The sequence below is a fragment of the Halomonas sp. H10-59 genome (genome assembly GCF_040070555.1).
Taxonomy (GTDB): Bacteria; Pseudomonadota; Gammaproteobacteria; order Pseudomonadales; family Halomonadaceae; genus Halomonas; species Halomonas litopenaei.
Genome location: NZ_CP098828.1, coordinates 1,807,467 through 1,832,558 on the forward strand (window position 1 = coordinate 1,807,467; position 25,092 = coordinate 1,832,558).

24 protein-coding genes are annotated in these 25,092 nt (G+C 66.1%); 4 read left to right on the top strand and 20 right to left on the bottom strand.

The features are described 5' to 3' along the window. Window positions 1-382 precede the first annotated feature (382 nt). Window positions 383-1,042, top strand: coding sequence for a DNA-3-methyladenine glycosylase (locus NFG57_RS08090; protein ID WP_286985073.1), 660 nt, complete (start codon window positions 383-385; stop codon window positions 1,040-1,042). A 129-nt stretch (window positions 1,043-1,171) separates the two neighbouring features. On the opposite strand, the gene NFG57_RS08095 is transcribed toward NFG57_RS08090, so the two are convergent. Further along, the gene (locus NFG57_RS08095) at window positions 1,172-1,645 is read right to left on the bottom strand and encodes a secondary thiamine-phosphate synthase enzyme YjbQ (protein ID WP_213231798.1); all 474 of its coding nucleotides are present in this window, start codon (window positions 1,643-1,645) and stop codon (window positions 1,172-1,174) included. A 181-nt stretch (window positions 1,646-1,826) separates the two neighbouring features. Between NFG57_RS08095 and NFG57_RS08100 the strand changes: the two genes are divergently transcribed. Then, on the top strand, window positions 1,827-2,276 hold the full coding sequence (locus tag NFG57_RS08100) for a carboxymuconolactone decarboxylase family protein (protein WP_348815856.1): 450 nt from the start codon (window positions 1,827-1,829) through the stop codon (window positions 2,274-2,276). 87 nt (window positions 2,277-2,363) lie between these two features. Here the strand turns inward: NFG57_RS08100 and NFG57_RS08105 are convergent, their stop codons facing one another. The 5 genes from NFG57_RS08105 to NFG57_RS08125 all read right to left on the bottom strand — a co-directional run bounded on the left by NFG57_RS08105 (window position 2,364) and on the right by NFG57_RS08125 (window position 9,143). Next, window positions 2,364-3,188, bottom strand: coding sequence for a phytanoyl-CoA dioxygenase family protein (locus tag NFG57_RS08105; RefSeq protein ID WP_348815857.1), 825 nt, complete (start codon window positions 3,186-3,188; stop codon window positions 2,364-2,366). Beyond that, entirely contained in the window at window positions 3,185-4,387 is a 1,203-nt protein-coding gene (argE, locus tag NFG57_RS08110; protein WP_348815858.1) for an acetylornithine deacetylase, read from the bottom strand. Before argE ends, NFG57_RS08105 begins: the two co-directional genes overlap by 4 nt. A gap of 25 nt (window positions 4,388-4,412) precedes the next feature. Beyond that, the gene (locus NFG57_RS08115) at window positions 4,413-5,828 is read right to left on the bottom strand and encodes a C4-dicarboxylate ABC transporter permease (protein WP_348815859.1); all 1,416 of its coding nucleotides are present in this window, start codon (window positions 5,826-5,828) and stop codon (window positions 4,413-4,415) included. A gap of 91 nt (window positions 5,829-5,919) precedes the next feature. Beyond that, window positions 5,920-7,458, bottom strand: a complete 1,539-nt coding sequence (gene hutH / locus NFG57_RS08120; protein WP_348815860.1) for a histidine ammonia-lyase — start codon at window positions 7,456-7,458, stop codon at window positions 5,920-5,922. A 287-nt stretch (window positions 7,459-7,745) separates the two neighbouring features. Then, window positions 7,746-9,143 carry a PLP-dependent aminotransferase family protein gene (locus NFG57_RS08125; RefSeq protein WP_348815861.1) on the bottom strand — a complete coding sequence of 466 codons (1,398 nt, stop codon included), beginning with the start codon at window positions 9,141-9,143 and terminating at the stop codon, window positions 7,746-7,748. Window positions 9,144-9,250: 107 nt separating this feature from the next. Here NFG57_RS08125 and NFG57_RS08130 point away from each other — a divergent pair, with 107 nt between their 5' ends. Further along, window positions 9,251-9,862, top strand: a complete 612-nt coding sequence (locus NFG57_RS08130; protein ID WP_045994283.1) for a LysE family translocator — start codon at window positions 9,251-9,253, stop codon at window positions 9,860-9,862. 47 nt (window positions 9,863-9,909) lie between these two features. Here the strand turns inward: NFG57_RS08130 and NFG57_RS08135 are convergent, their stop codons facing one another. From NFG57_RS08135 to NFG57_RS08200, 14 genes are all read right to left on the bottom strand, one after another. Next, window positions 9,910-10,326: a RidA family protein gene (locus tag NFG57_RS08135; RefSeq protein WP_045995003.1), complete on the bottom strand. Its 417-nt coding sequence runs from the start codon at window positions 10,324-10,326 to the stop codon at window positions 9,910-9,912. 139 nt (window positions 10,327-10,465) lie between these two features. Continuing rightward, window positions 10,466-10,807, bottom strand: a complete 342-nt coding sequence (locus NFG57_RS08140) for an MliC family protein (RefSeq protein WP_108447738.1) — start codon at window positions 10,805-10,807, stop codon at window positions 10,466-10,468. Window positions 10,808-10,911: 104 nt separating this feature from the next. After that, on the bottom strand, window positions 10,912-12,828 hold the full coding sequence (locus NFG57_RS08145) for a cation:proton antiporter (RefSeq protein ID WP_348815863.1): 1,917 nt from the start codon (window positions 12,826-12,828) through the stop codon (window positions 10,912-10,914). A 332-nt stretch (window positions 12,829-13,160) separates the two neighbouring features. After that, on the bottom strand, window positions 13,161-13,331 hold the full coding sequence (locus NFG57_RS08150) for a hypothetical protein (protein WP_157033145.1): 171 nt from the start codon (window positions 13,329-13,331) through the stop codon (window positions 13,161-13,163). A 17-nt stretch (window positions 13,332-13,348) separates the two neighbouring features. Then, complete coding sequence (locus NFG57_RS08155) at window positions 13,349-13,558, bottom strand: hypothetical protein (RefSeq protein ID WP_348815864.1); 210 nt, start codon at window positions 13,556-13,558, stop codon at window positions 13,349-13,351. 209 nt (window positions 13,559-13,767) lie between these two features. Next, window positions 13,768-14,682 (bottom strand): hydroxymethylglutaryl-CoA lyase, encoded by a 915-nt coding sequence (locus NFG57_RS08160; protein WP_348815865.1) that lies wholly within the window; start codon window positions 14,680-14,682, stop codon window positions 13,768-13,770. Beyond that, entirely contained in the window at window positions 14,682-16,832 is a 2,151-nt protein-coding gene (locus NFG57_RS08165) for an acetyl/propionyl/methylcrotonyl-CoA carboxylase subunit alpha (protein WP_348815866.1), read from the bottom strand. The genes NFG57_RS08160 and NFG57_RS08165 overlap by 1 nt, the downstream gene beginning before the upstream one ends. Beyond that, window positions 16,829-17,695, bottom strand: a complete 867-nt coding sequence (locus NFG57_RS08170) for an enoyl-CoA hydratase-related protein (protein ID WP_348815867.1) — start codon at window positions 17,693-17,695, stop codon at window positions 16,829-16,831. Before NFG57_RS08170 ends, NFG57_RS08165 begins: the two co-directional genes overlap by 4 nt. Window positions 17,696-17,715: 20 nt before the next feature. Next, on the bottom strand, window positions 17,716-19,323 hold the full coding sequence (locus NFG57_RS08175) for a carboxyl transferase domain-containing protein (protein ID WP_348815869.1): 1,608 nt from the start codon (window positions 19,321-19,323) through the stop codon (window positions 17,716-17,718). Window positions 19,324-19,335: 12 nt separating this feature from the next. After that, window positions 19,336-20,505, bottom strand: coding sequence for an isovaleryl-CoA dehydrogenase (locus NFG57_RS08180; protein ID WP_045994997.1), 1,170 nt, complete (start codon window positions 20,503-20,505; stop codon window positions 19,336-19,338). A 445-nt stretch (window positions 20,506-20,950) separates the two neighbouring features. Beyond that, on the bottom strand, window positions 20,951-21,454 hold the full coding sequence (locus tag NFG57_RS08185; RefSeq protein ID WP_045994996.1) for a cupin domain-containing protein: 504 nt from the start codon (window positions 21,452-21,454) through the stop codon (window positions 20,951-20,953). A 172-nt stretch (window positions 21,455-21,626) separates the two neighbouring features. Continuing rightward, window positions 21,627-22,475: a substrate-binding domain-containing protein gene (locus NFG57_RS08190; RefSeq protein WP_348815871.1), complete on the bottom strand. Its 849-nt coding sequence runs from the start codon at window positions 22,473-22,475 to the stop codon at window positions 21,627-21,629. Between the two features lie 50 nt (window positions 22,476-22,525). Continuing rightward, window positions 22,526-23,251 (bottom strand): ATP-binding cassette domain-containing protein, encoded by a 726-nt coding sequence (locus tag NFG57_RS08195; protein ID WP_045994994.1) that lies wholly within the window; start codon window positions 23,249-23,251, stop codon window positions 22,526-22,528. Next, entirely contained in the window at window positions 23,248-23,946 is a 699-nt protein-coding gene (locus NFG57_RS08200) for an ABC transporter permease (protein ID WP_108132752.1), read from the bottom strand. The genes NFG57_RS08195 and NFG57_RS08200 overlap by 4 nt, the downstream gene beginning before the upstream one ends. A gap of 158 nt (window positions 23,947-24,104) precedes the next feature. Between NFG57_RS08200 and NFG57_RS08205 the strand changes: the two genes are divergently transcribed. Then, entirely contained in the window at window positions 24,105-24,995 is an 891-nt protein-coding gene (locus NFG57_RS08205; protein ID WP_348815873.1) for a helix-turn-helix transcriptional regulator, read from the top strand. Window positions 24,996-25,092 lie beyond the last annotated feature (97 nt).

Genomic DNA, 25,092 nt, shown 5'->3' on the forward strand with positions numbered 1-25,092 from the left:
TGAGCGTGGTGTGCTACGCCCTGGCCGGTTGGGCCAGGGGGAGCGGATAGGGCTTGCGAACAGGTCTTGCAAATTGGGCTTGCGAATAGCGCCTGTACGCTGGATACGGATGTCCCGGCGGTCAGCATCTGCGGCGTCATGCTCGGAGGCGCTGAAGCCAGGCGTCCAGGCCTTCGACGCGTGAGACGCGAGTCGGCTATATCGGCGTTTCGCAGTGCAACAAAGTATACGCGGGTCGCGGTGCGGGTACATCCCGGATGTCGCTTTTTTTGAAGCGCGTGGGCGAGGATTGACAGGCGCCTGGCCTGTCTACGACAAAGGTCTGAAACCAAAGGCGTGTGTCGCTCGGTTCAAGCGAGCGCCCTGACGACAAGGAACCTCTATGCAAGTACACGATATCGCCGTACACCTGGGGCCTGCCCAGGCCCATTTGCGCCAGTTGGACGACGGTTGGGCGGGGCTGATCGATCGGGTGGGCGACTGCGGCCTGACCACCGCCCTCGATCGCAGCCCCTACGAGTCGTTGTCCAGGGCGGTGGCCTATCAGCAGCTCCATGGCAAGGCGGCGGCGGCGATTGTCGGCCGTCTGACGGCGCTGTTCCCGGGGCAGGATTTCCCCAGTCCCCGGCAACTGTCCGAGCTCCCCTCGGAGGAGCTCCGAGCCTGTGGCTTCTCGGCACGCAAGCAGGCGACCCTCCAGGGCCTCGCCGAGGCGGCACTGGACGGTCGAATCCCCAACCGCGAACAGGCCGCCGAGATGGAGGACGAGGAGCTGATCAAGCGTTTCACCGCCATCAAGGGTATCGGCCGCTGGACCGTCGAGATGATGCTGATCAACACCCTTGGACGTCCCGATATCCTGCCGGTGGATGACTTGGGCATCCGCGACGGCGCGCGCTACCTGTTCGGCTGGGAACGCATGCCGACGCCAAGGGAGACCCGCGAGCTGTGCGAACCCTGCAGGCCCTGGCGCTCGGTGGCGTCCTGGTACCTGTGGCGCTGCAACGAACAACCGGATTACCGACGCCTGGCGAAGTCCTGAACCGGGCCAGGCAAGCCGAGAAGGCAAGGAAGGAGCAGAAGCGGCAGCGAGGATGGCCGGCGACAGTCATGCAGGGTTCGCGGCCGTTGCCCCACGCGCGGGGCCCGCTGATGGGGCCCGCAGGATGGTTCAGTCGCGACGGCGGTAGGGGTCGGGCATCGCCTGTTCCGGGCGCCAGCGGGTGCGCTCGCCGTTCAAGGTCAGCACAAGCTGGCGAGGCCCGCCGTGGTCGCGGTGCTCGCACAGATAGATACCCTGCCAGGTGCCCATCGCCAGGCGCCCTTCGGTGACGGGAATGCTGAGTGAGGGCCCCAGCAGGCTGGCCTTGAGGTGGGCCGGCATGTCGTCGCTGCCTTCCTGGGTGTGGCGGTAGTAGGGTGCGTCCTCCGGCACCATCACATTGAAGTGACGCTCGAAGTCGCCACGTACCGTGGGATCGGCGTCTTCGTTGATGGTCAGCGATGCCGAGGTGTGCTGGATGAAGACGTGGAGCAGGCCGATGCGCATGCTCGGCAGGTCCGGCAGTGCCTGAACGACCTCATCGGTGATCAGGTGAAAGCCCCGGGGGCGGGCAGCGAGGCGAAGGGTGCTCTGGAACCACATCTAGGACGGTCTCATTGTCGGCGTTGACGCTGGAGGCCATGGCAGGGCAAGGCCCCTGCGCAGGAAAGCCCCTGTGCAGCAGGGCCATCGCTCGGGGCAGACAGGCGCCATCAGGCGGCCAGCGGTAAGGAATTCAAACGCGCAAAGACTACCTCCTTTCCCGTCCTGTGAGGAGTCCCGAATGAAAGATCAACGTCTGACCCGGGCCGACGTCTTTCGCCACCAGCCGATGCTGGCCAAGGCCCTGGTGGAACTCGAGCGTGCCGTGGCCGAGGCGGGCATCGAGTCTGAGCTGGTGCACCTGATCAAGCTCCGTGCCTCCCAGCTGAACGGTTGCGCCTTCTGTCTGCGCATGCACAGCCAGGAAGCACGCGAGGACGGTGAGCAGCAGTCGCGTCTGGATGTTCTGTCGGCGTGGCGAGAGACCCAGCTCTTCAGTCGCCGTGAACAGGCAGCGCTGGCCTGGACCGAGGCGCTGACGCTGGTCAGCGGCCAGGAGAACGGCGGCGGCGACTACATCCGCCTGGCCGCTGAATTTACCCCCGAAGAGCAGGTCAACGTGACGGCGCTGGTGGTCTCGATCAACGCCTGGAACCGGATCGCGCTGGCGTTCGCCTTCCCGGTGGAGTGACGTGCTGCGGCGCGACCGAAAGTCTCCCGCGCGGGTAGGCGAGGGCGTCTTGCCCCTATGCCCCGCCAAACTGGCCGGCGGGAAAGATCATCCTGCCAGCAGCGGAAACAGCGGGTGCTCCATGGGGCTGCCCGCGGGCAGTTCGTCGGCGAGGCCGGGAAAGGGCGGCGAGGTGGTCCAGGCCCGCGGTGCGTGGACCATGTCGTCACCCAGCAGGCGCACCGAGAAAGCGCGACGGCGATGAGGGCCACTGACGCCGCCCGAGGCGTGCAGGGTCAGCATGTTGAAGAAGACCGCGTCGCCGGGTTCCAGCGCCCAGCCAAGGATGGTGTAGCGCTCACGCTGGGCCTCGATGTCCGGCAGCTCGGCCAGACTGCCCTCGGGGAACCAGCTGGCCTGGTGGTCCATGAAGGTCCGCGGCATCAGCCAGGGCCCCTTGTGGGACCCGGTCACAAACTCCAGGGTGGCCGCCCGGGATACCGGATCCACCGGTAGCCACATGCTGACGTTCTGACTGCCTTCCACGTTGTAGTAGGGCTGGTCCTGGTGCCAGGGGGTACGCTGGCGCGTGCCCGGTTCCTTGACCAGTAGATGGTCGTGGTAGAGGCGTACCTGGCGTGAGCCCATCAGGCGTTGCCCGATAAGCCCCAGCGGCGAGTCGAAGATGAAACCTCGATACGCTTCGTTGGTCTGCCAGTTGCAGAAGTCCTCGAAGAACCAGCCTGGGTCATCGGGTCGACTGGCGACCTTGGCCCGGGGGCTGGGATCGCGCAGGTTGTCCTCGATGCCCTCCGCCAGTCGCTTGAGCTCCTGAGGGCAGAAGATGCCGCGTAGACAGATGGCGCCGTCGCGCTGGAAGGCGGCGACGTCTTCGTCGCTGACCATGGTGTCGGGATGGATGCGCAGGTTCATGGGGCCTCCAGGCGGTGGAAGTCAGGAAGAGGAAAGGACAGCTGTGACAACAGCCGGTCGAAGAAGCCCTCGCACTTCGTGATCTGATCGAAGGCGATGAACTCGTCTGGCTGATGGGCCTGATGGATGCTGCCGGGGCCGCAGATCACGGTAGGGACGCCCAGCTGGGCGAACAGCCCGGCCTCGCAGCCGAAGCCGAGCGCCAACGGTTCGACGCTGCATTCGGCCAGTTCGGCGATCCATGACAGGTAGCCTTGGCGGCGTTCGTCCAGCGGTGGGTACTGGCTGCGGCATTCCAGGGTCAGTCTGGCGCGACGGCCGAGGCCAATCAGGTCGCGATCCAGGCCGCTGGGAAAGTCCTTGCGCAGACGCTCGAGGATTTCCATGGCGGGCTGCCCGGGCAGCGGGCGCATCTCGAAGTCGATGCGGCAGTGCTCGGGGATCTGATTCAGCGCGCTGCCACCCTCGATCAGCCCGACGTGGACCGTGGAGTAGGGGGGATCGAAGCGCTGATCGGTGAGCGACATCAGGCGCTTTTCCCGTGCCAGTTGGCGGATCTGCGCAACCACGCCCGCGCCGACATCGATGGCGTTGACGCCTCGCCCCGGGTAGCCCGAGTGGCCTCCCACACCCTCGATGGTGGCGCGCATGCCGACGTGGCCCTTGTGGGCGTTGGCGATGCGCATCGCGGTGGGTTCGCCGACGATGATGCCCCGCAGGCGTTCCTTGTGGGCCTCGAGAAACGGCAGCATCAGCGGGGCACCCAGGCACCCGACCTCTTCGTCGAAGGACAGCGCCAGCAACACCGAGTGACGCGAGTGCTCTGCCTGCCAGGCGGCCAGTTTCGTCAGGGCCACGCCGATGAATCCCTTCATGTCCGCCGTACCGCGACCGTAGAGGCGTTCAGCGTGGCGTTTCGGCGTGAACGGGGCGGTGACACGCCAGTCTGCGGGGCTCGCCGGCACCACGTCGGTGTGGCCGGAAACCAGCAGGCCCGGGGCGTCGCGGGGGCCAAATTCGGCGATCAGGTTGGCCTTGTCGCCGCTGTCGTTGTAGAGCAGGGTCACCGCCGCCCCACGCGCCTCGAGCCAGCCGGCGACGTCGTTGATCAGTTCAAGGTTGGAGCGATGACTGGTGGTGTCGAAAGCCACCAGGCGTTCAATCATCGCAAGGCTCAAGGGTAGCGTGTTGCTGGTCAAGACGAGGCTCCGTGAGTGCAGACCGTCAGGCGAGGGGCCAGACCACCAGGGTCGCCAGCAGGATGAGTACAGCGCCGAGGGCATAGAGCAGGGCGATCAGCGGCAGCATGAAACGCATCCAGCGGCTCCAGGGAATGCCGGCGATGGTGAGTCCCGCCATCAACCAGCCGGCGGTAGGAGTAAAGGCATTGGAGATGCCGTCGCCAAACTGGAAGGCCAGCACCGCGACCTGGCGGTGTACCTCGGCAAGGTCCGCGATGGGCGTCATGATGGGCATGGTCAGCGCCGCCTGGCCGCTGCCCGAGGTGACGATGAAGTTCATCGCGCTTTGCATGGCGAACATGCCCAGTGCTGCGGCCGACGCCGAGGTGTCGCCGATCAGCGTGGAAAGCGAATGGATGATGGTGTCGATGATCTCGCTGTGTTGCACGATGACCACGATGGTGAAGGCCAGGCCCACCGCCAGGGCGCCGTCCATCATGTCCTTGCAGCCGGTGGAAAAGGCCCCTGCGATGGTGTTGGCCCCCATGCCGGCAAGCAGCCCGGTGACGATACCCAGCAGCAGGAAGACGCCGGCCATCTCCTTGAGGTACCAGCCGAAGGCACTGACTCCGGCGATGATCGCCACCAGAGCCAGGGCGAAGGCGCCGAGGATCAGCAGGTGGCTAGGGGTCAGGTCGACGTGATCGCCCGGTCCTTCTTCATCGGGCGGGGCCAGGCCGTAGACCACACTGCGCTCTGGCCTTGCCTGCACGCGACGGGCGTAGAACATCACGTAGCCGATGCTCAGGGCGACGAACGCAAGCCAGCAGACGAAGCGGTAGCCCATGCCGGAAAACAGCGGCAATTCGGCGATGCTCTGGGCGACGCCGACGTTGAAGGGATTGAGAAAGGAGCCGGTGTAGCCGATGGCGGTGCCGATCAGCGGGATGGCGGCGGCGACCACGGCGTCGTAGCCGATACGTCGCGCCAGCGGCAGCAGGATGAAGATGTAGACGATGCTGCCCTCGATCATGCCGTAGGTACCGGAACACAGGGCGAAGAAGGTCATCATCAGCGGGATGATCAGGATCTCGCGGCCCTTGAGCTTCACCAGCAGGAAGTGGACCAGCCCTTCGATGGCGCGGGAGCGCCTCAGGACCCCGAAGGTACCGCCGACGATGACCAGAAAGAAGATGATCGACGAGCCGCTCTTCATCCCTTCGAAGAAGGCGTTGAAGAACTCGAAGGGACCGATGCCCGGGGAGTCGATGGCCTGGTAGGTGCCGGCGACGATGACCGAGCGCCCGTCGGCGTTGGTGATGCGTTCGAAGCTTCCGCTGGGGACGAACCAGGTCACGATGGCCGCCAGCAGGGCGAGAAAGAAGAGGATGACGAAGGCGTGGGGGAGCGGCCTCTGTTGCTCGACGTGTGGTCTGGCGGCCATCTTGTCATGATTCATCGGCTGACTCTCGCTGGTGGCGGGGTTGTGGCACCTGGGGCTGAGTTCATTGATCCTTTCGGTTTAGTCCGAACCAGCGAAGCCTGTCGAGTCAGGGCGCGCGGCTGGGCAGAAGATCGTCGAGAACGAGGTCACACAATGCGCCTTCGTCCAGCAGACGTGTGGCGGCCTCGATGTCCGGTGCGAAGTAACGATCGTGGTCATAGTGGGTCACCCGGCGACGCAGTCGCTGACGGGCCTGCTCCAGCAAAGGTGTCGAGGCGAGCCCCTCGCGCATGTCGAGGCCCTGGCAACTTGCCAGCCATTCGATGGCCAGCACGCCGCGAACATTGGCCGCCATCTCCTTGAGTCGCCGTCCCGCCGCCGGCGCCATGGACACATGGTCCTCCTGATTGGCCGAGGTAGGCAGGCTGTCCACGCTGTGAGGGTGGGCCAGAGCCTTGTTCTCGCTGGCCAGCGCGGCGGCTGACACCTGGGCAATCATGAAACCGGAATTCACGCCGCCGTTTTCGACCAGGAAGGGGGGAAGCCGGGACATGTGGGTGTCCATCATCAGCGAGATGCGTCGCTCCGACAGGGCCCCGATCTCCGCCAGCGCCAGCGCCAGATTGTCGGCCACAAGGGCAACCGGCTCGGCGTGGAAGTTGCCGCCCGAGAGGATGTCGCCGTTGTCGGCGAAGACCAGCGGGTTGTCGGTGACAGCGTTGGCCTCGATCTCGAGCACCCTGGCCGCGTGGCGGATCTGGTCGAGCACCGCGCCCATGACCTGAGGCTGGCAGCGCAGCGAGTAGGGGTCCTGTACGCGGTCACAGTCGGCGTGGGAGGCCCCCACCTCGCTGGTGTCCTCGAGCAGGTGACGATAGGCCCTGGCAACGTCGATCTGCCCGGGTTGGCCGCGCAGTTCGTGGATGCGGGCGTCGAAGGGAACCCGTGAGGCCAGGCTCGCCTCGACGCTAAGGGCGCCGCACACGGTGGCGCTGGCGAACAGATCTTCGGCCTCGAACAGACCGCGCAGCGCCAGCGCGGTGGAGACCTGGGTGCCATTGAGCAGCGCCAAGCCCTCCTTGGGTGCCAGGGTCAGGGGCGACAGGCCAGCCACGTTCAGGGCGTCCCGTCCCGAGAGGGTCTCGCCACGGTGGCGTGCCTGGCCCTCGCCCAGCAGCACCAGACTCATATGGGCCAGTGGCGCCAGGTCGCCCGAGGCACCTACCGAGCCCTTGGCGGGGATCACCGGCCAGACCTCGGTGTTGATCAGGGTGATCAGGGCGTCGAGGACTTCGCCGCGAATGCCGGAGTAGCCGCGTGCCAGGCTTGCCACCTTCAGCGTTATGATCAGTCGCACCAGCTCGTCGTCCAGGCGTTCACCGACGCCGGTGGCGTGGGATAGCACGAGCGAGCGCTGCAGATCCTCCAGGCGTTCGCGCTCGATGCGGGTCTGAGCCAGCAGGCCGAAGCCGGTGTTGACCCCGTAGGCAGTGCGTCCCTCGTCGATGACGCCAGCCACCGTCGCCACCGAGGCGTCGATGGCGGCGTATGCCGAGGGCTCCAGAGACACCACTGTCGGTGACGTGAGGAGCTGGCGCATGTCCTGGAGGGTGAGTTGGCCTGGGGTGATGACGAGTCGATGCATGGTGGCGAGCTCCCGAGACGTGGCCGAAAATGATGGGAAAACTTTAATGTATATACATTAACAGCGGGGCAATGGCGCGGCGTCAAGGCGGCTATCGTCGAAAAGCAGGCAAGAATCGCCAGGGGGGAGTGACGATGTGTGTCACAGACTGTGCTTGATCTTCTATACAGATTTCGCCACTGACATGAGCGGGGTGGGCGACTGGGTCGGCGAGCGCAGAGATGGGTCGATGGACGTCTGGACCTGGTTCACAACGTCAGCGAATTCAGGCAGGTGTCGGACCGTCGCTACAGTGTTGCCCAGGGGCTGGTGTCCCCCTGCTCCAGCACACGTCGCACGGTGGCGAGGGCCTGTTGCAGGGACTCGCGGCTGTCGGGGGCGCCCACGCACAGGCGAATGGCCTGGGGCGCCGGCTCGCTGCCGGTACAGAAGGGTTCAGGCGTTGCCACCAGCACGCCTTCGCTCTTCAGCAGGGCCTGTACCTCGCTGGCCCGACGGCCCTCGGGCAGCGGCAGCCAGAAGTTGGCGCCGTGGGTGAGATGGCGGGGCGTCAGGGCCTCGAAGCTTGCCCGTGCCAGACGCTGCCGAGCGGCCAGCTCTGCGGTCTGCCAGGCCAGCAGTTCGGGGTAGCGGGGCGAGGCGATCCAGCGCCGCGCCACCTCGGTCATCAGCGGCGGACACATCCAAGACTGCGCCCGTAGCAGGCTGCCGATGCGCTCGCGCAGGGTGGCCGGCATCTGCAGGGTGCCGACCCTGAGGCCACCGGAAAGCACCTTGGAGGTGCTGAACACCTGCAGCGTGCGTTCCGGCGCCAGTTCCAGCAGAGACACACCGCGATCCTCCCGCGGCAGGTACTGTACGGCGTCCTCGATCAGCCAGAAGTCATGTCGACGCGCCAGGGCGGCGAGCTGTTCCCTGCGCTGTGGCGAAAGCACCGCGCTGGTGGGGTTGTTCTGGTCCGGGGTCAGGTAGACCAGGCGGGGCACCTGGCGCTGGCACAGGCGTGCCAGTGCATCGATGTCCATGCCGTCGTCGTCCAGGGGTACCGCCATCGGCTTGAGGTGAGCGTGGCGGGTGGCGGCGTTGAACCCCGGATAGGTGAGGGCGTCGGCGGCCACGCTGTCGCCGGGGCGGGTCAGGGCTCTCAGGCACAGGTCGATGCCGTGCTGGCCGCCCTGGGTGATCGCCAGCACCTCGTGCAGGGGAAAGCCGAGATCCTCAAGCCAACGTGACAGCGCCTCTCTGTGCTGCCGGGTGCCGATGTCGGGCTGGTAGGCGGCGACCATGGCAAGGCAGGCCGGGTCTTCGGTCACCTCCGCCAGGGCCTGCTGCAGACACTGATGACGCCAGGGGTGCGGCGGAGCAAAGCTCAGGCTCATGTCGACCACGCCATCGGAGTCGGCTGCGACGTGTACATCGAAGGGGCTGTTTCCGGCGGCGGCGTCATTGACGTAGGTGCCACTGCCGACCCGGGACGATACCCAGCCCCGTTGCTGGGCTTCGCTGTAGGCGCGGGTGATGGTGCCCACGGTGACGCCCAGCGCGTCGGCCAGGGTCCGTTGCGGGGGCAGTCGATCGCCGGCGGCGAGCTGGCCCTGGTCGATGGCCTCGCCGATGGCCGAGGCGATCTGACGATAGCGGGCCGAGCGGGAGTCGAATTCGAGGGAGGGAGCCCAGATTGTCATGGTGACAATAAACTCTTTGACGGCAATTGTTGCCTGAGTATGCTTTAAAAATCGGGGTCAATTCACCTTGTTTCACACCATAATGCAAAAATTGTAGGGGTACAATCATGGAAGAGACCGCTAGTCAGCTCGCCTTTCTGCTTCCGGCAGCGCTGTTCATGGTGTCCATGACCATCACGCCGGGTCCCAACAACGTGATGCTGACCGCCTCTGGCGCCAACTACGGCTTCCTGCGTACCCTGCCACACCTGTTCGGCATCCTGGGCGGCTGTTTTGTGCTGTTCGCCTCGATCGCGCTCGGGCTCGGGGTGGTGTTCGAGCGCTATCCGGTGGTGCAGGGCGGACTCAAGCTGGTCGGCAGCCTGTACCTCTTGTACCTGGCGTGGAAGATCGCGACGGCCCCGCCGCCGGACCTGCGGGTAGGCGATGCCCGCCCGCTGTCCTTCGTGCAGGCGGCGGCGTTCCAGTTTGCCAACCCCAAGGCGTGGGTCATGGGTATCGCGTTGATGGCGGGGTTCCTGCCGGACGGCGGCAACCCCTGGGTCAACGCCCTGTTGCTGGCGGGCGTGGCGGAACTGGTGGGGCTGCCCTGCATCGCTCTGTGGGCAGGGTTTGGCACCGCCATCGGCCGCCTGTTGAAGAGCGACCGATCCTGGCGGGTGTTCAATGGGGTGATGGGGGCGCTCACCGCGGCCTGCGTGGTGATGATCCTGGCCTGAACCTTTCAGTCTAACGCGGTTGGGGCGTCAGGCTTGGTCGACAAGACTCAGCCCTCGCTGGGCTCATCAGGCGATGCACCCTCGGGCCGCCGGGCGGTCAGGGTGATCTCCACGGCGGCGCCGCCATGCAGCTGTGGCGACACGGTGCAGGTACGCGCCGGATAGCGCGCAGCCTCGAACCACTCAGAATAGACATCATCCACCGCCTGTTGCAGCGACAGGTCGGTGAGGTGCACTTGAACACGCACGGTGTCGGCCAGGGTGCAATCCGCCTGCTCGAGCAGGTGAGACAGTCGCCTGAGGATCCAGCGAGTTTCTTCGGCGGCGTCACCGAGAATGGCGTCACTGCCCTGGATATCGGCGGCGGTCAGCCCCGACAGGTGGACGTAGTGTTCGTCCATGACCAGATGGGAGCCCGGAAACTCGGGGCTGGGTAGGGTGGGGTCGTTGAAGTAGCGTGCCATCTTGCCTCCTGCTGCGGCTTGGTCGTTGTGCCGCTGGAGAAATGTCTGGCGAATGCCGCCGACTTTCCTTGCGGAAAGCAGGCGGCGGAAAATGCGTTTGTCGGTCGACCGCGGAGAGTGTCCGGGAATAGCGCGGGCGTCAGCTGCTGACTTCGCACTGCACCGGCATGCGCCGGCCGATGGTCCAGGTGGCCTCGTTGCCCTTGCCACGGAAGACGTGCTGGCCGTTTTCCGAGGCGTAGTGCATGCCCGAGGCGGCGGGCTGGCGTTCGAGCGGGAAGCTGTCGCCGTGCATCTGTACCTCGGCGCTGTCCTGACTGTCGAAGACGATGGTGAACTGGCTGCCATCCTGGCAAATGTAGTCGGCGGAGGGCGAGGCTGCGGCGTCGGCACTGTCATCATGGCCACTGCCGCCGGCACAGCCGGCCAGGGCGGTGAACAGCGCAGTGAAGGCGGCAACAGGGATCCAGCTGGCGTTCATGAAACATCTCCTTGTCATATGAAGGGAGCCGTGGAAAAGGCTCGCCTGGCGTTAGGCCTTCCCAGGCTACACAAGTTCCGCATCCGCCACGATACCTCGCCGGATCAGCCCTGCTCGGGCGGTTCGCGTCCGGGAGTCGTGTTGCCGCGAGATTCGCCGTCGTTATCGTCATGGGCCCCGTCGTCAACGCTGACATCCGTCGGTTGTTGCTCCTGGCGTCTGGCGTGGCGCTCTGCCTTGTCGCGATGGGTGTCGTCGGGCACCAGGGCGAGCAGGGTCTCGCCGTCACCGGCATCGAAGCTTTCATCCTTGTGCATGACGCGTACTTCGCCATCTTCGTCGTAGGTCGAGATCACCCGGGCGTCGGGGTTGTCGCGTCGATAGTCCTCGAACGAATAGCTCTCGCTGAGGCGCGTCAGACGGACGCACCAGCCCTCGCGGATGTAGTTGGTGGCCTGTTCGAAGTCGAGTTCCTTGGCGAAGAAGCGCCCGCCCAGGGTCTGCTCGAGATGATCGCCACCGGCACCGCCCCCCGGGGCGAAGCGGTACACCTGATGGTGGCCGAATTCGGGAGCATAGTGCATGCACAGCAGAGCGTTGTAGTCGTCGTTGTCGGTCAGCGCCACCATGCTGTCGAAGCGGCTGAACTCCAGCGTCAGCTCGGCCTCCTCGGTGAGTACCTCGCCGTAGTAGGTGGGAATGTCGCGGCCTCTGACCTGGCGCAGATGGTTGTAGTTGCGATCGGCGATCAGCACCGGGCGCCCGGTGGACTGGATGGCCTCGGCAAGGGCGACCGTGAAGGGGTTGGCGCCGATGATCAACAGCCCCTTGGTATCGGTGGACTGAAGATTGAAGCGACGGGCCAGGGGTTGCAGCGAGAAGCCGTGCAGCAGCACCGTGACGGCGACGATGGCAAAGGCCAATGGCGACAGCAGGGCGGCGTCCTCGATGCCGATGTCGACCAGGCGCGCGCCGAACAGACCGGCGATGGCCACCGCGACCACCCCGCGTGGACCGATCCAGCCGACCATCAGCTTTTCGCCGAAGGGCAGGTCGACCTTGATCAACGATATGAAGACCGCCAGCGGGCGGACCAGCAGCAGTACCACCGCGACGAACAGGATCTCGCGGGTCGTCAGGGTGGCCAGGGTGCCCAGGTCCACCTGAGCGGCCAGCAGGATGAATACCCCGGAGACCAGCAGTACGGTGATGTTCTCCTTGAAGCGGCGGATCTCGTCCAGCGACGACAGCGACGAATTGCCGATCACCACGCCCATCACGGTGACCGCCAGCAGGCCGCTTTCATGCAGCAGCGCATTGGGCAGGGCGTAGGTGGCCATGACGAAGAAGATGATCACCGGCACCTTGAGAAACTCGGGGATATGGCCGCCCTTGATCGCGCGGATCAGGCCCCAGGCGGTGGCCAGCCCCACCGCGCTCGCCACCGCGATGCCCAGCGCCATATGGCCGAGGGTCATCGACAGCGAGTGAGAGGAGTTGAGAACGATGGCGAGTTCGAAGGCCAGCACCGCCGCCAGGGCGCCCACCGGGTCATTGAGGATCGCCTCCCAGCGCAGGATTTCCCCCGGACGCCGCTTGAGGCTGGCCTGGCGCAGCAGGGGAATGATGACGGTGGGGCCGGTGACGATCAGGATGCCGCCAAGCACCGAGGCCGATGCCCAGGTCAGTCCACCGATGTAGTGACCCGACAGGGTCGCCAGCAGCCAGACCAGCGGGCCGCCGAAGAACACCAGGCGCTTCACCGCAAGCTCCGCGCCCTTCAGCCGTGTCAGGTTCAGCGTCAGGCCACCCTCGAACAGGATCATCGCCACGGCGACCGCGATCAGCGGTTCGAGCAACTCGCCGAATACCGAGCGTGGGTCGAGCACACCGGTTACCGGGCCGATGAGTACGCCGCTCAGCAGCAGCAGAACGATGGCCGGCACCTTCCAGCGCCAGGCCAGCCACTGGGCGCCGATACCGAGCGCCGCGATCAGGCAAAAGACGATAACGGGGGTCATGAGGGCTTCCCTGTGGTCCAATCGGTGCAGTCAGTGCTTTGCTTGCCAGGCTGGCGAGGTAACGTCGGCGAGCGCAGGCACTTTTCCTACAAGGCATAACGCTAGGCGGCGCCCGCTGCATTCACAACCAACCCTGTAAACGCTTGCGACCCGATCGGCACAGTTGCCCGGAGACTCAGGGGCCCGCGCCACGCAGGCATTGAAGGAGCCTTCGTACTACCGAGGGCGGGGAAGTGTTCGCCCTGCGTGTTCTGTTCGTGAGGAATGAAGCAATCGGAAGCGATGCCATGGTGGCGGGAGGAGGAGGCGTTGCAGATAAAGTCCGGTTGCCATCAGCTGGCGAACAGCAAGGCGACCACCGCGACAATAAGAATGCCGAACTGCGCGGCACGAATGTAGAGCGACCAGCCATGGTAGAGGCTGATACGGATGCGCTCGGCAGGGCTTTCGGTGAGGTAGATATAGCCACACACCAGCACGGGAAAGATGAGCAGCCCGATCATGGTGGGCGACTACGCTGCTACTGGCTGTCGCGGGAAGCCAGGGGGAAGCTCTGGTCGATGCGTTGGCGCTCGAGCTCGGCGGCGTCCTTGCTGGCGTACCTGCGCACCACCACGGTGCCCGAGGCAGTGATATCCACGTCATCCCAGCCTGCCGTCTCTGCCGCCTCGGTAGATTGCTGCAGCTGCTGCTGAATCTGCTCGAGAATGCGTTGGCCCTGTGCGCTCATGTCCTGTTCCTCTCATGGACTGACACTGAGAATAGCACGATGCGATGTATGTCGCGGGATGGAAAGGAAGCGGAAGGGAGAGCAAAGAGAGAGAAGGGAGAGGAAAGAGAGAGAGAAGGGAGAGGGAAGGGAGAGGGAAGGGAGAGGGAAGGGAGGGAAGAATTGCTCAGGCCCCGTTCCTCGCTTCCTTCCTTCCCCCTCGGCATTGGTTAGCCCTTGGCAACCACCGCCACACCGGCCTTGGAGCGATTGGGACGCCCGATGGCGCGGGTGATCCAGTCGCCCACGGCGGCGATGCGCTCGAGGTCCACCGTGGTTTCGATGCCCAGGCCTTCAAGCAGGTAAACCACGTCCTCGGTGGCGACATTGCCGCTGGCGCCCTTGGCGTAGGGGCAGCCCCCGAGGCCCGCCACCGAGCTGTCGATCACCTGGACGCCGTCCTCGAGCACCGCGGCCAGATTGGCCAGCGCCTGGCCATAGGTGTCGTGGAAGTGGGCGGCCAGACGCTCGACCGGAACGTCACGGGCCACCGCCTCGAGCATGCGCCGGGCCTTGTGCGGGGTACCGGTGCCGATGGTGTCTCCCAGTGACACCTCGTAGCAGCCCATCTCGTCCAGCGCCCGGGCGACCGCCGCCACCTGCTCGGGGGCGATGTCGCCTTCGTAGGGGCAGCCGAGCACGCAGGACACATAGCCGCGCACCTGGATCCCCTGATCGCGGGCGCGTTCCACCACCGGGGCGAAGCGATCGAGCGACTCGGCGATGGAGCAGTTGATGTTCTTTTGCGAGAACGACTCCGAGGCCGCACCGAACACCGCCACCTCATCGACGCCGCACTCGATGGCCGCCTCCAGTCCCTTGAGGTTGGGGGTCAGCGCCGAATAGCGCACCCCTGGCTGGCCTTTGCCCTCTCGCATCAGGGCGGTCATCACCTCGCGGTGGTCGGCCATCTGCGGCACCCATTTGGGCGACACGAAGCTGGCCGCCTCGATATGGCGGTGGCCGGCCTTGGCCAGGCGTTCGACCAGCTCGAGTTTGGTCGCCGTGGTGATCGGGTCCGGCTCGTTCTGCAGGCCGTCGCGAGGCCCGACTTCGACGATGCGAACGCTGGCGGGAAGGGCCATCAGCGGGACTCCTTTTGCTCGGTTTCGGGCTGTGTCTCTGACTGCGCCTCTGTTGGCGACGCGCCGGCGTCGAACTCCAGCAGCACGTCGCCCTGGCCGACGGTGTCGCCGGCGGCGAAGTGGAAGCTGGCCACGGCGCCGTCGGCCGGGGCGGTGAGGGTGTGCTCCATCTTCATCGCTTCCATCACCATCAGGGCGTCACCCTTGGCAACGGCAGCACCGGGCGCAACCAGCAGCGCCACCACGGTACCGTGCATGGGCGCGGTCAGGGTCGACTCAACCTCGTGCTGGCCGTGGTCGATGGCGTCGATACGCCGCCAGTAAAGGCGGACCTCGCCCTCGGGGCTCGACAGCACGATCTCGTTGCGCTCCTTGCCTTCGCCCACCAGGCGCGCCTGCAGGCGGCGGCGGTGGCCGTCCAGGGTGATCGCCACGGCGTCGCCGGGAAGATCGGTGAGGCTCGCCGATACCTGCTGGACCTCGTCGCGATTGGCCCCGCTGATGCTGAGCTGCCAGGCGTCGTCACTGGCCCCATGACGTCCCTCGACCAGCGCCAGGCTCGCAGGCTCGGCGTCCAGCGCCTCGCGCGGGTCGCACAGGGCGATACGGATCTGGCGCGGGCCGTTCAGGCGAAAGCCGTCGTGGCGGTCCCAGGGCGAGTCGCTCTCGCACTCCCGAGACAGCTGATGCAGCGCCACCAGAGCGGCGCTGGCCAGGCTGTCCTGGTCGAGGCCGCGGGAGGCGAACAGGCTGTCCTCGTGGCGCTCGATAAAGCGGGTATCGAGGTTGGCCGCCTGGAAGTCCGGGTGGGTGGCCAGGCGCTGCAGGAAGCCGCGGTTGGTGACCACGCCACGCACGTCCAGGGCCGCCAGGGCGCGGTTCAGGGTCGCCAGCGCCGAGGCGCGGTCGGGGCCGTGGGTGATCAGCTTGGCCAGCATGGGGTCGTAGTGCATCGACACCATGTCACCGCTTTCGACCCCGCTGTCCAAGCGCACCCTGGTCGGGTCCAGCGAGGCGCCCTCGAGGTCCAGCGAAAAGTGGCTGAGCAGGCCGGTGGCCGGCAGGAAGTCCTGGTCGGCGTCCTCGGCGTAAAGCCGCGCCTCGAAGCTGTGGCCATTGATGGTCAGCTCATCCTGGCTCAGCGGCAGGCGCTCGCCCATGGCCACGCGCAGCTGCCACTCGACCAGGTCCTGCCCGGTGATCATCTCGGTGACAGGGTGTTCCACCTGCAGGCGGGTGTTCATCTCCATGAAATAGAAGGAGCCGTCCTGCCCCGGTGAGGCGTCGAGCAGAAACTCCACCGTGCCGGCGCCGACGTAACCGATCTCCTGGGCCGCGCGCACCGCCGCCTCGCCCATGGCCTGGCGCAGTTCCAGGGTCATGCCTGGTGCAGGGGCTTCCTCGAGCACCTTCTGGTGACGACGCTGCACGCTGCAGTCGCGCTCGAACAGGTAGACGCCGCCGCCGTGGCTGTCGCAGAACACCTGGACCTCGACGTGGCGAGGCTGGGTCAGGTACTTCTCGATCAACATGCGGTCGTCGTTGAAGGCTGCGCGGGACTCCCGTCGGCAGCCGTCCAGGGCCGCCTGGAACTCGTCGGCGTTCTCGACCACGCGCATGCCCTTGCCGCCGCCGCCGGCGCTGGCCTTGAGCAGCACCGGATAGCCGATGGCGTCGGCCTCGCGCTTGAGCAGGTCGTCGTCCTGATCATCGCCGTGGTAGCCCGGCACCAGCGGGACCCCGGCGTCCATCATGCGGGCCTTGGCGGCGGACTTGTCGCCCATGGCCTTGATGCTGGAGGCGGGCGGGCCGACGAAGACGATACCGGCGTCTTCGCAGGCGCTGACGAAGGCCTCGTTTTCCGACAGGAAACCGTAGCCGGGATGGATGGCGCCGGCGCCGCTGCGGCGGGCCGCCGCGATGACCTTGTCGACATCGAGATAGCTTTCCCGGGCCGGCGCCGGACCGATGCGGATCGCCTCATCGGCTTCGCGCACGTGGCGCGCGCCTTCATCGGCGTCGGAGTACACCGCCACCGTCTTCAGGCCCATGGCCCGGGCGGTGGCCATGACACGACAAGCGATCTCGCCACGATTGGCCACCAGCAGAGTGTCGAAGCGCGGCTGGCGGTCTGACGGATTCGAGCTCATGAGGCGCTCCCTTTTTTGCTGGTGGATGAGGGGGGGCTGGCGGATGAAGGGGGGCTGGTGGAAGAGGCGGTGTCGGCCCAGGCCGGACGGCGCTTCTCGAGGAAACTCGCCAGTCCCTCCTGGCCTTCGGCGCTGGTGCGCAGTTCACTGATGACCTGACAGGTGCGCTCGCGGGTGGCGTCGCTGTCGGTGTCCCTGGCGACTTCCGCCAGCAGGCCCTTGGTGGCCCGGCTGGCCTGGGGCGAGGTGGCCAGCAGGGTGTCGAGCATCGCGTCGATGGCGGCGTCGAGTTCCTCTGCGGCGACCACCCGGTGGACCAGGTCCAGTCGCTGGGCGGTGTCGGCGTCCATGACTTCGGCGCTGAGCGCGTAGCGGCGCATCTGACGGCTGCCGATGGCGCGCTGCACGTAGGGGCTGATGACCGCCGGCGACAGGCCGATGCGCACCTCGGACAGGCAGAACTTGGCCCTGTCGGAGGCGATCACGATGTCGCAGCAGGCGGCCAGGCCCACCGCGCCACCGAAGGCCGCTCCCTGGACCCGGCACACCGTCACGCAGGGCAGACTGTCGAGGCCGTGCATCAGGCGAGACAGCTCACGCGAGTCGGCCAGGTTGTCGTCGACGCTGTAGTCGACCATGCGCTTCATCCAGTTGAGGTCGGCGCCGGCGGAGAAGCTCTTGCCCTCTGAGCCCAGCACCAGCACTCGTACCTCGCCGCTGTCGGTGGCCTGGCGTACCTGATCCAGGTGGGCGTTGAGCTCGCCGATCAGGGCGTCGTCGAAGGCGTTGTGCACCTCGGGGCGGGTCAGGGTCAACCAGGCAACCCCCCGGGCGTCGATCCGTAGTTGGGACATGTCTGACATGGGATCCATCCTTGAGGGCATTACATGCGGAAGACGCCGAAGCGCGTCTGTTCGATCTCGGCATTCATCGCGGCGGCCAGCGACAGGCCCAGTACATCGCGGGTCTGGGCCGGGTCGATCACGCCGTCGTCCCACAGTCGGGCGCTGGCGTAGTAGGGATGGCCCTGGTGTTCGTACTGTTCGCGGGTCGGCTTCTTGAAGGCCTCTTCGTCCTCGGCGGACCAGGACTCGCCGGCGCGTTCGATCTGCTCGCGCTTGACCTGGGACAGCACGCCGGCGGCCTGCTCGCCGCCCATCACCGAGATGCGGGCGTTGGGCCACATGAACAAAAGGTTGGGCTCGAAGGCGCGGCCGCACATGCCGTAGTTGCCGGCACCGAAGCTGCCGCCGATCAGCACCGTGAACTTGGGCACCTTGGCGCAGGACACCGCGGTCACCAGCTTGGCGCCGTGCTTGGCGATGCCCTCGTGCTCGTACTTCGAGCCGACCATGAAGCCGGTGATGTTCTGCAGGAACACCAGCGGAATCTTGCGCTGGGCACACAGTTCGATGAAGTGGGCGCCCTTGACCGCGCTCTCCGAGAACAGCACCCCGTTGTTGGCGACGATGCCCACCGGATGACCGTGGATATGGGCAAAGCCGGTGACCAGGGTATCGCCGTAGTATCGCTTGAACTCGTCGAAGTCGGAGCCATCGACGATCCGCGCGATGACCTCGCGCACCTCGAAGGGCTTCTTGAGGTCGGTACCGACGATACCGTAGAGCTCCTCGGGGTCGAGGCTGGGCGGGCGCGGAGCGGCCATCGCCAGCTCGCCGCGCTTCTGCCAGTTCAGGCGGGACACGCAGCGCCTGGCGATCTGCAGGGCGTGGGCGTCGTTGTCGGCGTAGTGATCGGCGACCCCGCTGATCCGGGTATGGACGTCGGCGCCGCCCAGGTCCTCGGCGCTGATGGTCTCGCCGGTCGCGGCCTTGACCAGCGGCGGGCCGCCGAGAAAGATCGTGCCCTGCTCGCGCACGATGATCGATTCATCGGCCATGGCCGGCACATAGGCGCCACCGGCGGTGCAGGAGCCCATCACCACGGCGATCTGGGGAATTCCCTCCGCCGACAGGGTGGCCTGGTTGTAGAAGATTCGGCCGAAGTGGTCGCGGTCGGGGAACACCTCGTCCTGGCGCGGCAGAAAGGCACCGCCGGAGTCGACCAGGTAAACGCAGGGCAGGCGATGCTTGCGCGCGACTTCCTGGGCGCGCAGGTGCTTCTTCACCGTCAGCGGAAAATAGGTGCCGCCCTTGACGGTGGCGTCGTTGGCGACGATCACGCACTCGACGCCCGAAACGCGGCCGATGCCGGTGACGATGCCGGCCGCCGGCACTTCGGCGTCGTACACCTCATGGGCGGCCAGCGTCGACAATTCGAGGAAGGGCGAGCCCTCGTCGAGCAGGTGGTCGATGCGGTCGCGCACGAACAGCTTGCCGCGGGATTCGTGACGGCTACGGGCCTTGTCGCCACCGCCACGGCGGATGGCAGCGGTCAGTTCGGCCAGTTTGCCGACTTCGGCGCGCATAGCCGCGTCCCGGGCCTGGAAGTCCTCGGAGCGCGGGTTGATCTTGGTGTCCAGAATCGCCATGACCGGCTCCCCTTACTTGGATTCGTTGAACAGCTCACGCCCGATCAGCATGCGCCGGATCTCGCTGGTGCCGGCACCGATCTCGTAGAGCTTGGCGTCACGCAGCAGGCGCCCGGTCGGGTACTCGTTGATGTAGCCGTTGCCGCCGAGCAGCTGGATGGCGTCCAGCGCCACCTGGGTGGCCTTCTCGGCGCAGTAGAGGATCACCCCGGCGGCGTCCTTGCGCGAGGTCTGGCCGCGGTCGCAGGCGGCGGCGACGGTGTAGAGGTAGGCGCGGCAGGCGTTCAGGGTGGTGTACATGTCGGCAACCTTGCCCTGGACCAGCTGGAACTCGCCGATGGACTGGTTGAACTGCTTGCGCTCGTGGATGTAAGGCACCACCACGTCCATCGCCGCCTGCATGATGCCGATGGGGCCAGCAGCCAGCACGGTGCGCTCGTAGTCCAGCCCGCTCATCAGCACGCGCACGCCCTTGCCGACCTCGCCCAGCACGTTCTCGGCGGGGACTTCACAGTCCTCGAACACCAGTTCACAGGTGTTGGAGCCGCGCATGCCGAGCTTGTCGAGCTTCTGGGCGGTGGAGAAGCCGGCAAAGCCCTTCTCGATGATAAAGGCCGTCATGCCCTTGGAGCCGGCGTCAGGATCGGTCTTGGCGTAGACCACCAGCACGTCGGCGTCGGGGCCGTTGGTGATCCACATCTTGTTGCCGTTGAGGATATAGCGGTCGCCGTCCTTGCGGGCGCGCAGCTTCATCGACACCACGTCGGAACCGGCGCCCGGCTCCGACATGGCCAGCGCGCCCACGTGCTCGCCGGAGATCAGCTTGGGCAGGTACTTGGCCTTCTGTTCGGCGGAGGCGTTGATCTTCAGCTGATTGACGCACAGGTTGGAGTGGGCGCCGTAGGATAGGCCCACCGATGCGCTGGCCCGGGAGATCTCTTCCATGGCGATGCAGTGGGCCAGATAGCCCATGCCGGTGCCGCCGTCCTCGTCGGACACGGTGATGCCGAGCAGGCCCATGTCGCCGAACTTCTGCCACAGGTCGGCGGGGAATTCATTTTTCTCGTCGATCTCGCCGGCGCGGGGGGCGATCTCGTCGCGGGCGAAGGCATTGACCTGGTCGCGCAGCATGACCAGGGTTTCGTCGAGGCCGAAATCGAGAGGCGTGTAGGGGCTGAACATGATGGGCTCCGGGGCATCCTTGATGGTCGATACGGCGCCAGGAGGGGGCCGGACCATCTTTATTGATGGTGTTGGTGACGAGGTGAAACGGCACCGCAGGCGGTGAGCGTTCACGGGATGACAAGAAGACTAGGCAAGGTTTACGTTAACGTAAAGTGCAGCTTGTGATGCTTGCGACCAAAGTTGGTAGATAGGTGCGGGTAGTCGAGCGGCAGGTGCCCGGCAGTGGGTAGCCACCAAAAGCGCCAGACAACGCCTTCGGGTCAGGGCGATGGGGTGAACAGGGGGGCCGTGCGGTTCAGGTCGAGATCAGGATAATGGCAGTGGTTCAATGCCAGGCCAGATTCAGGGACGAGACCGGCAACGTCTGAGAAAGCGCGCCTGGCACGAGGCATGGAGCGATACGGCAAGGGTGAGCCGTCTGCCTCCAGGCACGCCCGTCCCATCAACCTTCGTCCTGCCAGTAGTCCACCGCGTCCTGGCGCATGCCGTAGTGTTCGAAGCTGCGCTCGGCCTTGTCGCCGCCCGGAGCGCTGCCGGCCAGTACACCAAACTTGCCTGAGTCGGGATACTCCATCACGTCCGGTGCGTTCATGCTGCTGATACACAGGTAGGTCAGGGGTTCGTCGGAGTCGTTGATGATCTGGTGGGCGCAGTCGGCGTCGCCGGCGGGGGCCGCGATCAGCTCCCCCTCGACGATGGGGTAGCGTTTCTCACCCAGACGCACGCTGCCCTTGCCCTTGAGCACGATGAACATCTCGTCATTGTTGTGATGGAAGTGGAAAGGCCAGGCGTGGCAGCCAGGTGCCAGGGTGACTCGGCGACAGCCGAGGTCGCGCATGCCCAGCACCGGCGTCAGGTTGATGATCTTGGCATCGACCTTGTCACCGTGCTGGTGGTCCTGGCGGGGGATCGGGCAGTGGCAGAGAGAGAGGATGCGAGCGCGCATTGAGGGTCCTTGTCGGTCATGGGGACGAACGAAGCACGCCGATCGCGTGCCTTCGCCCGTCTCGCGTCAATCCATGTATCAGCCTAGACCGAGATATATGACCCCGCTACGACCCTGGTCAGTTGACGTTGCTGCCTCGGGCGCGGCCGCCGGCTTCAGCGCAAGCCAGCGATTACTCGCTGTCGGCGTTGGGAAAGAACAGCTGCTGTCCCTTGACCTCGAAGTCGCCGATGGCCTGCTCGCCCGCCTCGGACAACAGCCAGTCGTGCCACTGGTCGGCCAGGTCGTGCTTGAGCTCCGGATGGCGCTCGGGTGACAGCTTGAGGCTGCCGTACTGGTTGAACAGCACCTCGTCCCCTTCGAACAGCAGTTCGAGATCCTGACGGTTGTCGAAGGCCACCCAGGTGGCACGATCCGACATCACGTAGGCACCCATGCCCGCCGCGGTGTTGAGGGTGGCCCCCATGCCGCTGCCCAGTTCACGGTACCAGTCGCCGCCGGGTTCGACCCCCGCCGACTCCCACAGCCGCAGCTCCGCCCGGTTGGTGCCGCTGTCGTCGCCACGGGAGGCGAAGGGCGACTCGTTGTCGGCGATCAGGTTGAGCGCCTCGGCGGCGCTGTCGGCGTCACGGATGCCTGCGGGATCCTCGGCCGGGCCGATCAGCACGAAGTCGTTGTACATGACGTCGGCGCGCTCGGTGGCGTAGCCGTCCGCCACGAAGGCTTCCTCGCCGGCGGTGTCGTGCACCAGCAGGCTGTCGGCGTCCCCGCGCCTGGCGATCTCGAAGGCCTGTCCGGTGCCCACGGCGACCACACGGACGTCGATGCCGGAGTCCTCGGTAAAGCTCGGGATAATGGCATCGAACAGCCCCGAGTTCTGGGTCGAGGTGGTGGAGGCCAGGGTGATAAAAGGGGGCTCATCCTCGGCCTGGGCACTGGTGGCGCACACCGCCAGACCGGCGACCAGCAGGGCGCCGGAGAGCAGAGCACTGGCAGGAGTGGAGTCTGGATATCTTGTCATGGGGGCCTTCCTTGCGTGGGTTGATCGGACTTCTGGATGGGGCAGGCCGCTCAATCGAGCAGCTCGCCGTGGACAAAGGCGTGGCCCTCGGCGGTGACCGGGGCGTCGAAGAAGGTCGCTGCCGGGCTCTGTTCGACCAGCCTGCCGTGGTGCAGCAAGATCACCTCGTCGGCCAGTCGGCGCGCCTGATGAAGGTCATGGCTGGTCATCACGATGCGTACGCCCTGGCGGTGAAAGTCGCCGATAGCGGCCTCCACGGCGCGAATGGCGGCGGGGTCCAGGGCCGAGGTGGGCTCATCGAGAAACAGCACCTCGGGCGACAGCAGCCAGGCCCGGGCCAGCGCCAGGCGCTGCTGTTCGCCGCCGGACAGCACCCTGGCCGGTCGCCGGGCGAGCGCCTCCAGACCAAACCGCGCCAGCGCCTCCCTGGCCCGTTCGCGGCGCTGACGCCGGGGCACCCGCTGCACCGCCAGGGCATACTCGAGGTTGGCCAGGGCCGAGCGTCTGAGCAGCACCGGGCGCTGGAACACCATGGCCTGGCGTGGCGCCGCGCCCTCCCACACCAGGCGCCCCGACGTCGGCTGCAGCAGACCATGGGCCAGGCGCATCAGCAGGCTCTTGCCGGCGCCGTTGGGCCCCATGATCAGGGTGCGGCGATGGCCCTCCAGGTTCAGCGACAGCGGCCCCAGCAGCGTCTGCCCACGGGATGCGTAGCTGACGCGATCGAAGTTCAGGCGTGGCGTCGTGGCCGGCACCGAAAGAGTCAGATGGGTCATCCGAGCTGCCTCCGCGTCGCTTCGCCCAGCAGATGCGCCAATGCATTGATGACCCCCACCAGTGTCAGCAACACGATACCCAGGCCCAGCGCCAGGGGCAGGTTGCCCTTGCTGGTCTCCAGCACGATGGCCGTCGTCATGACCCGGGTGACGCCGTCGATGTTGCCGCCGACGATCATCACCGCCCCGACCTCGGCGCTGGCGCGGCCAAAGCCGGCCAGCACCACAGTGATCAGCGACAGCCTGGCGTCCCACAGCAAGGTCGGAATACGGCGCCGCCGAGAAACCCCGATGGAGGCGAGCTGTTCGGCGTACTCGCCGTGGAGCTCCTCGACCTTCTGACGGGTCAGGGCCGCCAGGATCGGCAGCACCAGGATGACCTGGGCCACGACCATGGCGGTGGGGGTAAACAGCAGGCCCAGAGAACCCAGCGGCCCTGCCCGGGACAGCAATAGATAGACGGCGAGGCCCGCCACCACCGGCGGCAGGCCCATCAGGGCATTGAGGGTGACGATAAGAGGGGCTCGGCCTGGAAAGCGAAACAGCGCCAGCGCCGCCCCCAATGGAAAGGCCAGCAGGGCAGCGATGGCGACAGCGGTCAGCGAGATCTTCAGCGATAACCCGACGATATCGAGCAGGTCGGCGTCCAGACCGATGACGAGTTCAAGGGCAGTAAGGAAGGCAGAGTCGGTCATCGTGTCTCGGTCGATTTGGGGGCGTCGGGTGCTTGCCGTTTTCCGGTCTACCGGCATGATGTGATGATCTACTGCGGCGCGCACCCCATGGCCGTAATATATGCAGCCATAGATCACTTCCTGCAAAGTGACCCTCTACACCTTTTGGAGGTGACCCGATGGTCGAACCCGTCCTGCCTCGCTACCTCACCACCGCAGAGGTGGCCGACTATCTGCGGTTGAAGCCACGCAAGGTCTACGATCTGGTCCGCCAGGGGCAGATTCCCTGCACCCGTGCCACCGGCAAACTGCTGTTTCCACGTCATGCCATCGACCTGTGGCTGATGAATCACCTGGAGGGGGATCAGTCTTCCGCGACCGAGCCGCTGGAGGTGATGGCCGGCAGTCAGGATCCGCTGCTGGACTGGGCGATGCGCGAGAGCGGCTGTGGCCTGGCGAGCCTTTGCCTGGGCAGCGGCGACGGCATCCAGCGGCTGCTGGCGTGCAAGGCCATGGCGGTGGGTGCTCATCTGCTGGACGGGGCGGGGCGCTACAATGTGCCCTCGGAGCTTGGCCTCGGTGGCATGCGTGACCTGGTGGTGGTGCACTGGGCCAGACGTACCCAGGGGCTGATGCTGGCGCAGGGCAACCCGCTTGGCCTCAAAGGCCTGGGTGACCTGGCAAGGCCGGGGCTGCGTATCGGTCGGCGCCCCGAGGGCGCCGGCGCCCACCGCTTGCTGGGTTGGCTGCTGGAGCGGCAGGGCATCGAGATGGAGCGGCTGGATATGGTGGAGCATCCGGCGACAAGCGAGGACGACCTGGCGCTTGCCGTTGCCCAGGGCAGGGCGGACGTGGGGCTTGGTGTGGAGGCCGCAGCAAAGCGCCAGGGGCTTCATTTCCTGCCCCTGCACCAGGAGTCCTTCGACCTGCTGTTGCGGCGACGCAGCTATTTCAGCGATGCCCTGCAGCGGCTGTTCGCCTTCGCCCGGGGTGAGCGTTTACGCGACCAGGCGGAAAGCCTTGGCGGCTACGAGGTGTCGCGGATCGGGACGATTCGCTTCAACGCCTGATGCGAGGTCGTGTTCCGCCTTTTACGCGCGCAAGGGTGTCGCGTGAAAAGGCGGTCTCCTTTCTTACTCTTCCCGCATTGCCCGGGCGAGCATGTCG